Here is a 13982-nt window from a genome sequence, read left to right as displayed (position 1 = left end):
TGTTAAAGAAAATCCTTAAATCTTTATTATCTTCAAGTAAACATTCACATTCATATCGAAGAAGTTACAGTTCGAGTGATTTTAAAAGAAGAAAATCTCATCATTATCACCCGTCAAAATATGGACATCAACACTACAAAAGAAAGCATAAATCAAGTGGGTTTTTTAGTTCATATAGTAGTTAATGAATAAGTTCACCAAAAAGTGGATTGAACTAACAGAGCAACCATTAAAAGCTCATCAAACTGTAAATGAGAAATATGTCATTAAGAAGCTTTTAGGTAAAGGTAGCTATGGGTTCACATATTTAGTGAAAGATGAAGAAAATCAGCATAAAGTGCTAAAGCAATTACGGAAATATAAAATGCTTGAAAAGTCTGGAGAAGAATCTTTTAAACATGAAGTCACTATTTTAAGAACTTTAAACGATTCTTCTATTCCAGCTTTTTATGATGAATTTATAGAAAATCAAAAACACTTTATTGTGATGGAATATAAACAAGGTAAAACATATGAAGAACTTATTTTTTTAGAAAATATGACTTTTTCAGAAGAAGAAGCATTGAAGGAGCTTTATGACGTACTTGAATTAGTAAAATTGTTTCATGATATTGGATGGGTTCACCGCGATTTACGTATTCCTAATATTTTAAAAAACGGAGCAGAAAAGTACATTATTGATTTTGGTCTGGCTAGATTCATAAAGGATGATACTTCTGAACAATTTGATTCTTTAGAGAAAAAGTTGTTTCGAGAAGTTTCATTTAAAAGTGATTTTTATGCATTAGGTCATTTTCTTTTATTTTTGCTTTATTCCTCATTTCAACCAAAAACTAGGGAAAAAAGGTCATGGGAAGAAGAGTTGGATATTACAGACCATTCAAAAAGAATACTGCGTAAAATGCTTCAATTAGATGAACCATATGCTGAGGTCAATCAAATTATGAAGGATATTAAAGGGTTATAAAATGAGGAGGAAACAGAATGTCATTTTTTAATAAAATCCTGGCAAGTGTTGGAGTTGGTTCTGCAAAGGTTGATGCTAAACTTTCTAAATCATCCATCACGATTGGTGAAAAAGTAGAAGGAGTTATTGATGTACAAGGTGGAAATGTAGAACAAGCGGTAGATGAGATCTATTTAACAGTCAACACTAATTATGAAAAAGAACAAGATGATCGCGTAATCAATAAGCATGCTGTGATCGCAACCATTAAGTTAAATGAACCGTTTGTCATTATGCCTGGAGAAACTAAAACATTCCCTTTCCAAATTGAAATGCCATTAGACACACCGGTTAGTGTAGGTTCATCACAAGTATGGATTCAAACAGGTGTGGACATAAAAGGTGCTGTTGATCCACAAGATCGAGATGTTGTGACAATTTTACCTAATAAAATGATGGATCACATTTTAAATGTTTTGAAAGAATTAGGCTTTTCCTTAAGAAAGGTCAAAAACGAAGAGGCTTCATTTAAATTAAGAAAAAGATTACCGTTTGTACAAGAATTTGAATTTATTCCAACATCGGGTACGTATTATGGAAAATTCGATGAAGTGGAAGTTATGTTTTTCTTAATTGATGATCAAAAAATAGAAGTTGTAGTAGAAGTCGACCGCCGTGCAAGAGGGCTTGCTGGTCTTTTTTCAGAAGCACTTGATTTAGATGAATCTATTATTAAATTTACAATAGAAGAAAATGAACTAAATCAAGTTAAAAGCATTTTTAAGGAAATTCTAGAAAATCATAGTTAGAAAAGAAAAACTATTGGAACAGAATAGTGTTCCAATAGTTTTTGGCATGTATTTAAGCTGTTACATTATTTAATAATGTTTCTATATCCTGCTCCATGTCAATAGGATCTGTTGTACATTCAAAACGTTTTACAACGTTACCGTCCTGATCAATTAAGAATTTTGTGAAGTTCCATTTAATTGAGTAATTATCTGTTAAATATTCTGGGTGTTTTTCATTTAGTAACGGAATTAGTATTTTTGCAACAGGATGGAAAGGATTAAATCCCTCAAAAGGTTTACTTTGTGATAGATAATCGAATAATGGGTGAATGTTTTCATCTCTTACATTTGTTTTTTGGAATAATGGAAAACTAACCCCATAGTTTAATAGGCAGTTCGCTTGAATGGTATCATTTGAATCAGGTTCTTGGTTATCAAATTGATTACAAGGAAACCCTAAAATGACAAAATCTTTTTCTTTATAGCGATTGTATAGCTTCTGTAAGTCTTCATATTGATATGTAAATCCGCATCTACCTGCAGTATTAACAATTAATAATACTTTTCCTTTATACTCTTCAAGAGATCTTTCCATTCCATTCATTGCTTTTGCTGTAAAATTGTATATACTCACAAAAATTCCTCCACGGTTAATAGTTATTTTTTCCTAGGAAATTTGACTCAAACCCATTATACATGATTAATTTAATCAGTTAAATATAATTCATTCATACTAATCAACTTTTTTTGTACTAATAAAACATAAAGATTTACGATAGAATAATAGTGTAGGTAATTTGTTTTAAAAAAATGTAACAATTAGGTAGAAAATATCGTTATATGTATATTAAACTATTCTTATTTAAGCTCTAACTTATAGTTGCATTTATATGTTGAAGTTTTAGGTTTTAAAGTATGCTACATAGAGCACTTTTGTAAAAAGGGGAAAAAGAAATGGACGAGAAACATGCATCTCTATCAAGGGTAACAAATCGCAGGAAACGTAGAAGACTAAAAAAGGTTTATAGAAGGATTCTTTTTGGGATTATTTTTATTTTAATAGTTAGTTCTGCTTATTCACTCCTAAAATCAGAAAAATCAGCAGTTGTAACGACCTCAGAGCATGATGGAAAAGAGAGTGTTATATCTGAAAAACAACTAGTGGAAGTGCCAAGTGATGTAGATGCATCAATAAAAATTAGTGCTGCTGGTGATTTTACTCTAGGTATGGATGAAAACTTTGATTATAACGGTTCATTTGTTCAAACAGCTTCTACAAATGGTCTGTCTTACTTTTTAGAGGGACTTAATGATGTTTTTAAAGAAGATGACTTTACTACTGTTAATTTAGAAACAACCTTAACAAATGCAACAGAAAAAGCTGAGAAAACATTTCGTTTTAAAGGAGATCCTGAATATGCCCAAATTCTAAAACTGGGTGGAATTGAGGCAGTCAATTTAGCAAATAATCATATCTTTGATTATAAGCAAAAAGGATATGAAGATACAATTGAAGCTTTAAAAGAGAAAGAGGTTGGGTATTTTGGTTATGAAAATCAATATATAACAACCATTAAGGAAGTTGAAATTGGTGCACTTGGTTACGAAGGATGGGAAGATACCGAAGAAATCCGTACAACAATCGAAAAAGATATACAGTCTCTAAGAGAGCAAGGAGCTCAAATCGTGTTGATCCACTTTCATTGGGGAGATGAGAAACAATATGTTCCAAATGAGGATCAAAAATCACTTGCAAGATTTAGTGTGGATGCTGGAGCAGACTTAATATTAGGTCATCATCCACATGTTTTACAAGGAATTGAAGAGTATAACGGAAAGTTTATTGTCTATAGTCTTGGGAACTTTATGTTTGGAGGAAATAAAAACCCTTCAGACAAAGATACGTTTGTTTTTCAGCAAACGTTTCATATAAAAAATGGAAAACTTACTGATAAAAAAGAAATTAATGTCATTCCGTTTTCGATTTCATCGGTTTCAACTCATAATGATTATCAACCAACCTTATTAAGTGGGGCGGAATATGAAAGAGTTAAGGATAAAATCATTCATTTTTCTAATCAAGTAAATGGATCTGATTGGATTGTTTATGATACAGAGGAAGTTTCAGAGTAATTTCTAGGGCAGGAAGGCTTTATTGCTTTTCTGTCTTTTTGTCATACTAATTAGTTTTTTTACTTTCCTTTTTCAACATTTAATATCTTTTAACATAATGAGTAAATAAGGTATAATAGAGTTTAGTGATTATGTTTAAAGGATTACAATATATAAGTTTTTAGTAGTAGATTTAACGTTGAAAGTGAGTGTTTTTAATGGGTCGTAAATGGAATAATATTAAGGAAAAAAAAGCTTCTAAGGATGCAAATACTAGTCGTATTTATGCGAAATTTGGTCGAGAAATATATGTTGTAGCAAAGCAAGGTGAGCCAGATCCAGAAGCTAACCAAGCATTAAAGGTTGTTCTTGAGCGTGCAAAAACATATAGTGTTCCAAAAACAATTATTGATCGAGCAATTGAAAAAGCAAAGGGTGGAACAGAAGAAAGCTATGATGAGCTTCGATATGAAGGATTTGGACCAAATGGTTCTATGGTCATCGTTGATGCTCTTACAAATAACGTGAATCGTACAGCTTCAGATGTTCGTGCTGCATTCGGAAAAAACGGTGGAAATATGGGCGTTAGTGGGTCTGTAGCTTATATGTTTGATGCAACAGCTGTTATTGGGGTTGAAGGAAAAACAGCTGATGAGGTGTTAGAACTTTTAATGGAAGCAGACGTTGATGCAAGAGATATTTTAGAAGAAGATGATTCTGTTATCGTTTATGCAGAACCGGATCAATTTCATGCTGTACAAGAAGCATTTAAAAGTGTTGGTGTAACGGAATTTACTGTCGCTGAACTAACGATGCTTGCGCAAAGTGATGTAACATTATCAGATGATGCAAAAGCTCAATTCGAAAAAATGATTGACGCGTTAGAAGATTTAGAAGACGTAAAACAAGTCTTTCATAATGTGGACTTAAGTGAATAATTCTTATACTAAACCTTCGTTTCTATTCTACGAAGGTTTTTTATTTGGATTGCTATGAAATGCATTAAATATAGTGAAATATTTCTAAAAAGAAGATCACAAAAAAGACCGATAAAAACAACGCTCTAATAGGATAAATATAATGAAATCTAATCATTGGAAACATAATTATGATAAAAAGAAATGACCATGCTAAGTTCCACCCATGATGATAGGTTAGAATTTCTGTCATCCTTCCAAACCATTCTCCAATAAAAAAAATTAGTACCCAACGTAAAATATAAAGAAATTTCTTAAAGGGAATAGTAGGATAATTTGATAAAAAGATAAAAGCTATTAGAGGGTTAATAATTAAATTATGTAAAAAATGAACATTCATATGTGAAATAAAAGGACCAGTTTCTAACTCCCAAAGATGGTAATGAGTATGCGATATATATTCATATAAAAAGCTAGCTAATGACATATAAAGCATTGTTGGATAATATTGCTCCCATTCATTCCACTTAGCTTTTTTAATAGCTAGATATATAACAAAGGATAAAATTAGGAAGTGCATATAATTACTCCTTAAATCATACTGAGCTTTATTATCTACATGTAATTTACAAATAATACCATAATTTAGTGTCGGTAATTTTTTTGAGCCTTTTTACCTATAATTTCTTTTGAAATAAGTTATTTACATTAACGTAACGTAAGGCTTTATGATTTTTATAAGGGGGGGCTAAAGATGGAATATACAGTAAAAAAGCTAGCAACATTAGCTGGAGTGAGTACAAGAACATTACGATACTATGATGAGATTGGAATTCTTAAGCCGGCAAGAATCAACTCATCAGGCTATCGTATATATGGACCTGCTGAAGTTAATATACTACAGCAAATCATGTTTTATCGTGAACTTGGGGTTGAGTTAGATTGTATTAAGCAAATCTTATCTTCTCCATCATTTGATCAAACAGCGGCCCTTGAAGAACATTTAGAAAATCTTTTATCTAAACGAGCACAACTGAATGTTCTAATTGAAAATGTAAGAAAGACAATTGCTACAGAGGAAGGGAGAATGAAAATGACTGACAAAGAAAAGTTTGAGGGCTTTAAAGATCAATTAATTGAAGAAAATGAACAAAAATACGGAGAGGAAATTAGATTAAAATATGGTGATGCAACAGTTGACAAATCAAACAATAAATTAAAAAACATGACTCAAAACCAATATTATCAAGTTGAACAATTAGGTGCTGAAGTTTTAAGCAGTATTAATGAGGCATTTAAAACAGGAGACCCAGGAAGTGAGATTGCTCAAAAAGCAGCAGATTTACATCGCCAATGGTTAAGTTTTTATTGGGATCATTATACAAAGGAAGCCCATGCAGGACTAGCACAAATGTATGTTGAAGATGAACGTTTTACAGCATACTACGATAAAGAAAATAAAGGAACTGCTGAATTCTTAAAAAATGCAATCTTGATCTATACAGGTCAAGTCAAAGCTGATGAATGAATATAAGGTCACCATTCTTTACAAATTCCGGGAAGGGCTAGGTGCCTGAATGAAAATCTCCATTTTAGCTAAACTAAAGATTGTGACACATTCTTTTTTGGAGGTACAACATGTCTAAGAAGAAAAACACACCATCATCAGAGGTAGATCAAAAGAAGCTTGTGGATGATAAGGCGAAGAAACTTAGAGAAAATGGCTTTGAAGATGATCATATTCGAAGAGTAACCTTAAATGGTGCCGATGGTCAATAAAATTTCCCCTCTTTATGAGGGGAGTTGACCTATGGTTATAGGAGTCCCCTAATTAACATGTGAATGTTTTTAATGAAGAAAGAGAAACTAACTCTGAATTAACTTTACTGAGTGAGGTGAGCGTCTTGTCTAAAAAACATCATAATAGTCCTGAACAAAAGGCCATAATGGCTCATAGAGATACAGAAACAGCAGAGGAATATGCTTATAAACAGAAGCCAGCACCCGGTCACCGCGAACAATCAAAGCATAAAAAGGTATAATCATCTATTTTTTATAATAGATTATAATTATAGAAAAAGACCGATACGTTCATAGTCGGTCTTTTTTACTTGATAGAATGTTTCCCTTTAAAGAAGTAAAAGGATTTGGAGGTAAGTGGTGTGAACTGGTTTGTAATTGCTGCATGTTTTATTTTTGTAACCTGTGCATCTGTTTATTCAACTGATTTTTTTTACAACGTAGATGTAAGTGTTACTCTTTTTTTTGAGAAATTACGCTTACCATTCTTAACAGACGTATTTTTGGTCATTACCGAACTGGGATCATTAAAGTTTTATTTACCACTATGTCTTGTTATTGGACTATATTTTTTATTTAAGCGAAAAATAGTTGGAGTCATTTTTTTATTTGTGACGCTTTACAGTGTTAGGCAGCTTAATTATCAATTAAAAGAGGTATTCTCGCGGGAACGACCATCGTTTGACGCCGTTTATGAAGCATCTCATTATAGCTTCCCTAGTGGACATGCTATGAATTCAGCAGCCATTTATGGATTTATTTGCTTTTTATTGGTATTTTACATAATAAAAGAACATAAAAAAAGAATGACAGCAGCTGTTATGACAGCTGTACTAGTATTTTTAATCGGTGTTAGTAGAATGTATTTAGGTGTTCATTATCTAACAGACGTATTAGCAGGTTGGAGTGTAGGTTTTATTTGGTTGGTTATTTTGTCTACAATATTTGCTAAAATCCATCAATTTATCGACAAAAATAGAAGGTATTAGATAAAGGAATTCCCCTCTTAATAGCTAATTATAATAGTATGAAATGGATTCGTAGAGGGGGAGAAATATGGTCTATTCCTTGTTAGTAAGAAAACGTACTTTATCTTTTGATATTACCATTTTCCAAACTCCAAGTTTTGGAGAGAAAAAAGGGTACAAAGATGTTTTTGAAGGAAATAACCACAAGGATGTTTTAGAAAAAGTATTTCAAACTTTTAATGTGGCGGATCGCATGCCTACAGATTATGATGCAAGGTATTTAAGCACAGGTGATATTGTTTTAATTGATGAGGGAAAAAAGGGGCAAACTTATTACAAGCTTTATCCACAAGGATGGCAGATTATCAACCGAATACATGTGAGATAAAAGCTGACAGAAACCTAATTCTGTCAGCTTTTTAATATTAAATATGATGACCAGGACCATTTTTACGTTTATCTGAAGTATGTTCTTTTGAATGAGCTGTTTCCTCAGCTGCAATCACTTCAGGGGGAATGTGATTATTTTTCTTAGGTGTATTTCTGTTTCGATGCTTTTTACCCATGATAACCCACCTCCTTAAATCTCATTAGATCTATTTGTCGCATGTGTTTTTTTCTTTTTAGCGTTCTTGGATTCATGAGGCTGAGTTCCATTTCGGGAACCTGGGTTTGTTTCATTTGCATGTTGTACGGCTTGTTCGAGTTTCTTTTTCATGCGAAATTACCTCCCTAAACTGTTTACTTTTATATCATGTCCATATCGGCTCACGATAAAGCTGACAAAATTTGTTTTGCATGAAAGGTTGAAGGAAGATTAATGTTAATTAATGTTTCCTATAATTTTTTAAAAATTTCATGTAATATGGTATAGTAAATTTACTCTTTGTACTATTAGAATTGGAGGTTTTATAAATGAGTGTACATATTGGAGCAAAAGAAAATGAAATAGCAGAAACGGTCCTCTTACCAGGTGATCCACTACGTGCTAAGTATATAGCAGAAACATTTTTAGAAGATGTATCTTGTTATAATGAAGTTAGGGGGATGCTTGGTTTTACTGGTACATATAAAGGTGAGCGTATTTCAGTACAAGGTACAGGGATGGGAGTCCCATCTATTTCAATATACATAAATGAACTTATGAACAGTTATGGCGTTCAAAACCTTATTAGAGTAGGTACATGCGGTGCCATTCAAAAGGATGTTAAGGTAAGAGATGTTATTTTAGCAATGAGTGCTTCAACAGATTCACAAATGAATCGCTTAACGTTTGGTGGAGTTGATTATGCGCCGACTGCTAATTTTGAGCTACTTAAAAAAGCGTATGATACTGGTCTTGAAAAAGGACTTAATCTTAAAGTTGGAAACATCTTTACAGCTGATATGTTTTATAATGATAACGCTGAACTTGAGAAATGGGCTAGATATGGCATACTTGCAATTGAAATGGAGTCTGCAGCATTGTATACATTAGCAGCAAAATTTGGTCGTAAAGCATTATCAGTTCTAACAGTTAGCGACCATATCTTAACTGGAGAAGAAACAACTGCTGAGGAACGTCAAACTACCTTTAATGATATGATTGTTGTTGCTTTAGATGCTGCAATAAAAAAAGAAATGTAATACTTAGTAATAAAAACCGCATTTAGATTTTATGCGGTTTTTATATTTATTTTAATTGAGTTAATTTCATAATTATGACTCTTAAATCAAAAAACGGACATTTTTCTCACCTTGAACATGTTAATAATCAATACACGGATAAAAACATTAATAAATGTGAAATTCATACGTTTTTTGGTAACAAATGATACCTTATGAAATTGATTCAATTATTACCTATTTTCCTATAAAGTAAAAAGTCTTGGTTTTTTTGTCGATAATAAAAAAATTTATATGTTTTAAGGAATAAGAGATGCGGAAATGATGTGATTAAGTGCTTTTTATCACATCATAAAGAAAAACGTGATGAATCGCCTATTATTGAATGATTAGATAGGGTGATCAAATGTTTTATCTAAAACTAACTCTTACATTTCTTTTTCTTTTTATGCTAACAGCCTGTTCCGTTATTTCAGGTGGATTATCCTTTAGTGGAGAACAAATTGGCAATTATACAAAAGGTAATACTGTACAAACAAATGAACTTTTATTAGAGTCTAAATTCTTTAATGAAGTCAAACAAGTAGATGGTAACATCGAAATAGAAAACCCTGACAATATTCTTGCTTTAGTAAATAAAACTTATGGTCTTCCTGCTGGTTACGAACCAAATGATTTGACAGTACCTAATGTTGAATTTTCGTTTGGTGATGAAGATGTACCTAAAAAATATTTACGTAAAGTGGCAGCAGATGCTTTGGAGGAACTTTTTGAGTATGCCAAAGAGGAACAAATTGAATTATTCGCAGTATCTGGTTATCGCTCTTACTCAAGGCAACAAGGAATTTTTAATGTGGAAAAAGAGCAAAGTGGCGAAGAGCATGCTTTAGAAGCTGTTGCTTTACCTGGAAAAAGTGAACATCAAACAGGTTTAGCAATGGATATTACAAGCAGAAGTGTAGACTTACAGATCACTCAAGATTTTGGTGAAACAAAAGAAGGAAAGTGGTTGCGTGACAATGCACATCGAGCTGGGTTTATTATCCGATATCCGCAAAACAAAGAAGTGGTTACTGAATATCAATATGAACCATGGCATATTCGATATGTTGGAAAAGAAAAGGCAACATATATCTATGAAAATAAATTAACATTAGAGGAGTACTTTAAAAAGGTAAGAAAAATATAGTTGGTGAGTATATGGAAAAAGACTTAGATAAACTCTCTAAAGGGTTAGATATTCTTTTTATAGGCTATAACCCTAGCTTAGTTTCTGGTGAAGTTGGTCATAATTATGCAAATAAAAATAATCGTTTTTGGAAAATTCTTCATGAAGCTGGATTAACAGATCGATTATACCTCCCTGAAGAAGATAGTTCCTTACTTAAGATGGGGTATGGATTTACAAATATTGTGGCTAGACCAACAAGAGCAGCAGATGAAATTACCCGAGAGGAATATCAAGAAGGAAGAGAAATTCTGAAGGAGAAGATATCATTTTATAAGCCAAAGATTGCCTTTTTTGTCGGCAAAGGTGTGTATCTTCAGTACAGTCAAAGTAAAAAGGCCGATTGGGGAAGACAAGATAAGAGTATGGTTGAAGGTGTTATAGATTATGTCGCACCCTCATCAAGCGGCTTAGTTCGAATGAAGATCTCTGATATCATATTAATCTATAAGGGTGTTAAGGATTTATTAGATTGCCCTAATAAAATTTAATCAACTAAAAAAGGAGAGCATAAGCTCCCCTTTTTAGATGGTTTACCACCATAAAAGTCCAGCCAAAGCAATACCGGTAATAAAGCCAATACCGATTCCATAAGCAGGGCCAAAGCCCCAGCCACCGCCATAAAATCCATATCCAAATTCGCCTCTACCACGGACCATAGGTTGAATAAAAACCCTATTCGGTGTAACACGGTGGATTTTTCCCACGTGTACACGTCCATTTCTATCATTAATTCTCACAACTTTTCCAGTATAACGACAACATAAATTATAATAATGCTGTGACAAAAAAATCCCTCCTTATCAGTTGTCTCAATATGATATGTCCTGAGAACAAGGAGGGATTGTACTTATATCCATAAGAAATTCATTTATTTCTTACGTGCAAAGAAAATTCGGTATGAAAGTTTATCTTGATATTTTACTGTAATATGCTCATGCATTGAAAGTATGTTAAAGGTTTTTTCCGGAATATGATCATTAAAGTGAAATTCTGTAGTAGGTTCTTCATGAGAAGGGAAGGTAAAGTCTTTTTCAGAGAGTATCTTGTAGGTCATTAGATTATAATTAGCAAATTGATCTTTCCATTCTTCAATGGAAAAAATAGACGGAAAGCCATAAAATGAAGAAATTTCCTCCAATTCCTCATTTGAAAGTAATTCATTTCGAATCATTTCGATCGCTATAACAATCCCATTTGGTTTTAATACTCTTTCTATTTCGGGAAGTGTTTCGCTAAGTGGTGTGAAGTTTAATACAGACTCACACATAACGATATCATAACTTTCATTTGGTTCTTTTATGTTTGATAAATCTTGATGTAGATATGGAATATCTATTTCCAAAGTGGCATTTCTTTTTTTGGCGTGCTCAATCATAACTGAATCTTTATCTAGTCCTTTTACTTCGTATCCTAACTGATATAGGTAACTTGAGCTTTGACCTGTACCACAGCCAGCATCAAGAATCTTAGAAGTAATCGGAAATTGCTCTTTTTCGAATATAGACTTTGTTAATAAAAGGCCACCAGGATGAGCGCCACCAACTCCTAACACAGAAAGCATTTGTAAATAATTCACACACCCAACCCCCACTATAGTTTCTACCTAATAGTATTCAGAAACTTATGGACTGGTGATTAGACACATGATAATAAGTGATGTTTTTCAAACAGTACGTCTAATTTTGGTTTTAACATTTTAAGAATTTCAATTCTATATATATATCCAAGTGCCCTTTTTACATGTAATGTATGGATAAAATGATCGATTCTATCATTAATATAGCTAGAAACTTGGTTTTGATAAAAAAACACCTTATTTTTGATTTTACAATCAATTTCCTTTGCTAATGATATTGAAAAATGAATTAAGTCAAAATCTGTTTTTCCGATGTAGTCTGCTAATTGCATATGAATACCTCCTTGCATTTACATCCGTGTAATAAACTTTACAATAAATTAATAAAAAAGTATCGTGGTTTTTGTCGAATACAGAAAAATGTTTAAAAGTACTGATTTTTAGGAACTTTATGAAGGACATGTTTATACTGTGCAACTTTAATTTGTTGCTTAAAAAGATGTATTTAAAAATATATGTTATGACAAGCATTAGTCTTGACAATAATTTTTAAACGTAAATAAATTGTAAATTTTGTGTAAATGAATGAAGCGAATAAAGGAATGCCTAAAAGAAGTGCCTATATTAGCAGGGGAAGTATGAAAAAAGTGGTTGTACGACATAGAAACTCTTCTTTCCTTCAAAATAATTGACGTATTCTTGTACCTTAGACATAATAAGTACATACATAAAGGTGGTGCAGATAAGCAGTGAAGAATAGTAAATTACTTATTTCAGTTATCGTGACAGCAATCATTACAGCAGGAATTACCTATAATGTTGTACAACCTCGGGAAAGTGTTTCAAGTAATCCAGATGATCCCTTTTCGAAATTGCGGTCTACATACGATATTTTACAATCAAATTATTACAAAGATGTTGACACCAATAAGTTAGTAGAAGGTGCCATCAAAGGAATGGTTGATTCACTAGAGGACCCATACTCTGTATACATGGATGTTGAAGAAGCAAAAAGCTTTAGTGAAAACATTTCATCATCGTTTGAAGGTATTGGTGCTGAAATCCAAGAAAGCAATGGAAGCATTATGATCGTTTCACCAATAAAAGGATCTCCCGCAGAAGAAGTTGGATTAAAACCAAAAGATGTCATTCTTAAAGTAAATGACGAATCAGTTGAAGGTCTTTCAGTTAATGAGGCTGTTTTGAAGATAAGAGGAGAAAAAGGAACAAAAGTTAACCTCTTGGTACAACGAGCTGGTGTTGGTGAATTAACATTTTCGATTACACGAGACACAATTCCTCTAGAAACAGTTTATTATGAGGTAATAGAAGACAATATTGGTAAAATACAAATTACAAAGTTCTCTGAAACAACAGGTGAAGAACTTTCTAATGCATTAAAAGAACTACAAAGCAAAAATGTAAAGGGTCTAGTATTAGATTTGCGTCAAAACCCTGGCGGATTGATGGACCAAGCTCTTTTAATGTCTGATTTGTTTGTAGATAAAGGTGAAAATATTTTACAAGTCGAAGATCGGACAGGCGCAAAAGAAGTATATAAAGCAGAAAACGATAAAGTAGTTAATTTACCAGTAACAGTTATTATAGATGGTGGGACAGCAAGTGCAGGAGAAATTATGGCGGCTGCTCTTCATCAGTCTGCTGGAATTCCTTTAGTTGGAGAAAAAACGTTTGGCAAGGGAACTGTACAAACAGCAAAAGCATTTGATGATTCTTCATCTGTTAAATATACAACTGCAAAATGGTTAACACCTGATGGATCTTGGATTCATGAAAAGGGAATTGAGCCAACTGTAAAAGCGGAACTTCCGGCATATGCAAATCTCCCTTATATAAATCCGGATAATGTACTAAAATTAGGCGATTCAACAGCTGAGGTTAATGCAGCACAACAAATGTTAAAAGCACTTGGCTATACCGACATAAGTGAAAAAGGTTATTTTGATGAAAACACAGAAAAGGTCGTAAAACAATTCCAAGAAGACCAAGGCCTAACTGTTGACGGGAAAATAACA

Annotated in this window: 21 protein-coding genes; 14 read left to right on the top strand and 7 right to left on the bottom strand. The window is 32.6% G+C overall.

Features of this window, described 5'->3' with window-relative positions; translation table 11 throughout:
• The 3 genes from ACEWK1_RS24940 to ACEWK1_RS24930 form a co-directional block, all read left to right on the top strand.
• Nucleotides 1–185, top strand: a 185-nt coding sequence (locus tag ACEWK1_RS24940) for a hypothetical protein (RefSeq protein ID WP_416636750.1), incomplete at its 5' end; no start/stop codon positions are given.
• Entirely contained in the window at nt 185–967 is a 783-nt protein-coding gene (locus ACEWK1_RS24935) for a serine/threonine protein kinase (RefSeq protein WP_121662480.1), read from the top strand. The genes ACEWK1_RS24940 and ACEWK1_RS24935, both read left to right, overlap by 1 nt.
• Before the next feature lie 17 nt (nt 968–984).
• On the top strand, nt 985–1755 hold the full coding sequence (locus ACEWK1_RS24930) for a sporulation protein (protein ID WP_121662479.1): 771 nt from the start codon (nt 985–987) through the stop codon (nt 1753–1755).
• Nucleotides 1756–1807: 52 nt separating this feature from the next.
• Here the strand turns inward: ACEWK1_RS24930 and ACEWK1_RS24925 are convergent, their stop codons facing one another.
• The gene (locus ACEWK1_RS24925; protein WP_121662478.1) at nt 1808–2371 is read right to left on the bottom strand and encodes a glutathione peroxidase; all 564 of its coding nucleotides are present in this window, start codon (nt 2369–2371) and stop codon (nt 1808–1810) included.
• 320 nt (nt 2372–2691) lie between these two features.
• On the opposite strand from ACEWK1_RS24925, the gene ACEWK1_RS24920 reads away from it, so the two are divergent.
• Complete coding sequence (locus tag ACEWK1_RS24920; RefSeq protein ID WP_212134196.1) at nt 2692–3870, top strand: CapA family protein; 1179 nt, start codon at nt 2692–2694, stop codon at nt 3868–3870.
• Between the two features lie 197 nt (nt 3871–4067).
• The gene (locus tag ACEWK1_RS24915; protein WP_121662476.1) at nt 4068–4787 is read left to right on the top strand and encodes a YebC/PmpR family DNA-binding transcriptional regulator; all 720 of its coding nucleotides are present in this window, start codon (nt 4068–4070) and stop codon (nt 4785–4787) included.
• Nucleotides 4788–4851: 64 nt separating this feature from the next.
• Here the strand turns inward: ACEWK1_RS24915 and ACEWK1_RS24910 are convergent, their stop codons facing one another.
• Nucleotides 4852–5346: a CBO0543 family protein gene (locus tag ACEWK1_RS24910; protein ID WP_121662475.1), complete on the bottom strand. Its 495-nt coding sequence runs from the start codon at nt 5344–5346 to the stop codon at nt 4852–4854.
• A 174-nt stretch (nt 5347–5520) separates the two neighbouring features.
• Here ACEWK1_RS24910 and ACEWK1_RS24905 point away from each other — a divergent pair, with 174 nt between their 5' ends.
• The 5 genes from ACEWK1_RS24905 to ACEWK1_RS24885 all read left to right on the top strand — a co-directional run bounded on the left by ACEWK1_RS24905 (nt 5521) and on the right by ACEWK1_RS24885 (nt 7922).
• A complete protein-coding gene (locus tag ACEWK1_RS24905; RefSeq protein ID WP_121662474.1) occupies nt 5521–6294 on the top strand; it encodes a MerR family transcriptional regulator in 774 nt (257 codons plus the stop codon).
• A 110-nt stretch (nt 6295–6404) separates the two neighbouring features.
• Nucleotides 6405–6545 (top strand): hypothetical protein, encoded by a 141-nt coding sequence (locus tag ACEWK1_RS24900; RefSeq protein WP_162987397.1) that lies wholly within the window; start codon nt 6405–6407, stop codon nt 6543–6545.
• Nucleotides 6546–6670: 125 nt separating this feature from the next.
• Nucleotides 6671–6808 carry a hypothetical protein gene (locus ACEWK1_RS24895; RefSeq protein ID WP_162987396.1) on the top strand — a complete coding sequence of 46 codons (138 nt, stop codon included), beginning with the start codon at nt 6671–6673 and terminating at the stop codon, nt 6806–6808.
• Nucleotides 6809–6928: 120 nt separating this feature from the next.
• Nucleotides 6929–7555, top strand: coding sequence for a phosphatase PAP2 family protein (locus tag ACEWK1_RS24890; RefSeq protein WP_162987395.1), 627 nt, complete (start codon nt 6929–6931; stop codon nt 7553–7555).
• Between the two features lie 67 nt (nt 7556–7622).
• Nucleotides 7623–7922, top strand: a complete 300-nt coding sequence (locus tag ACEWK1_RS24885) for a YodL domain-containing protein (RefSeq protein WP_416636749.1) — start codon at nt 7623–7625, stop codon at nt 7920–7922.
• Between the two features lie 37 nt (nt 7923–7959).
• On the opposite strand, the gene ACEWK1_RS24880 is transcribed toward ACEWK1_RS24885, so the two are convergent.
• Together ACEWK1_RS24880 and ACEWK1_RS24875 are read right to left on the bottom strand one after the other, a co-directional pair.
• The gene (locus ACEWK1_RS24880; RefSeq protein WP_162987394.1) at nt 7960–8100 is read right to left on the bottom strand and encodes a hypothetical protein; all 141 of its coding nucleotides are present in this window, start codon (nt 8098–8100) and stop codon (nt 7960–7962) included.
• A 14-nt stretch (nt 8101–8114) separates the two neighbouring features.
• Nucleotides 8115–8252, bottom strand: coding sequence for a hypothetical protein (locus ACEWK1_RS24875; protein WP_162987393.1), 138 nt, complete (start codon nt 8250–8252; stop codon nt 8115–8117).
• A 197-nt stretch (nt 8253–8449) separates the two neighbouring features.
• Between ACEWK1_RS24875 and deoD the strand changes: the two genes are divergently transcribed.
• The 3 genes from deoD (at nt 8450) to ACEWK1_RS24860 (ending at nt 10858) form a co-directional block, all read left to right on the top strand.
• Entirely contained in the window at nt 8450–9160 is a 711-nt protein-coding gene (gene deoD, locus ACEWK1_RS24870; protein ID WP_121662470.1) for a purine-nucleoside phosphorylase, read from the top strand.
• A 385-nt stretch (nt 9161–9545) separates the two neighbouring features.
• Nucleotides 9546–10328 (top strand): M15 family metallopeptidase, encoded by a 783-nt coding sequence (locus ACEWK1_RS24865; RefSeq protein WP_251406153.1) that lies wholly within the window; start codon nt 9546–9548, stop codon nt 10326–10328.
• Nucleotides 10329–10339: 11 nt separating this feature from the next.
• Nucleotides 10340–10858: a mismatch-specific DNA-glycosylase gene (locus tag ACEWK1_RS24860; protein WP_121662468.1), complete on the top strand. Its 519-nt coding sequence runs from the start codon at nt 10340–10342 to the stop codon at nt 10856–10858.
• A gap of 42 nt (nt 10859–10900) precedes the next feature.
• Here the strand turns inward: ACEWK1_RS24860 and ACEWK1_RS24855 are convergent, their stop codons facing one another.
• The 3 genes from ACEWK1_RS24855 to ACEWK1_RS24845 all read right to left on the bottom strand — a co-directional run bounded on the left by ACEWK1_RS24855 (nt 10901) and on the right by ACEWK1_RS24845 (nt 12278).
• Nucleotides 10901–11155 (bottom strand): hypothetical protein, encoded by a 255-nt coding sequence (locus ACEWK1_RS24855; protein WP_121662467.1) that lies wholly within the window; start codon nt 11153–11155, stop codon nt 10901–10903.
• A gap of 83 nt (nt 11156–11238) precedes the next feature.
• Nucleotides 11239–11946 (bottom strand): class I SAM-dependent methyltransferase, encoded by a 708-nt coding sequence (locus ACEWK1_RS24850; RefSeq protein ID WP_121662466.1) that lies wholly within the window; start codon nt 11944–11946, stop codon nt 11239–11241.
• A gap of 59 nt (nt 11947–12005) precedes the next feature.
• Complete coding sequence (locus ACEWK1_RS24845; protein WP_121662465.1) at nt 12006–12278, bottom strand: hypothetical protein; 273 nt, start codon at nt 12276–12278, stop codon at nt 12006–12008.
• Nucleotides 12279–12695: 417 nt separating this feature from the next.
• On the opposite strand from ACEWK1_RS24845, the gene ACEWK1_RS24840 reads away from it, so the two are divergent.
• Nucleotides 12696–13982, top strand: a 1287-nt coding sequence (locus ACEWK1_RS24840; protein WP_416636748.1) for a S41 family peptidase, incomplete at its 3' end; no start/stop codon positions are given.

The sequence above is a fragment of the Metabacillus sp. YM-086 genome, from assembly GCF_048059995.1.
In the GTDB taxonomy this organism is placed as follows: Bacteria; Bacillota; Bacilli; order Bacillales; family Bacillaceae; genus Metabacillus; species Metabacillus litoralis_B.
Note: the sequence above shows the minus strand (reverse complement) of the source record. Positions and strands in the feature narration are given on the sequence as shown.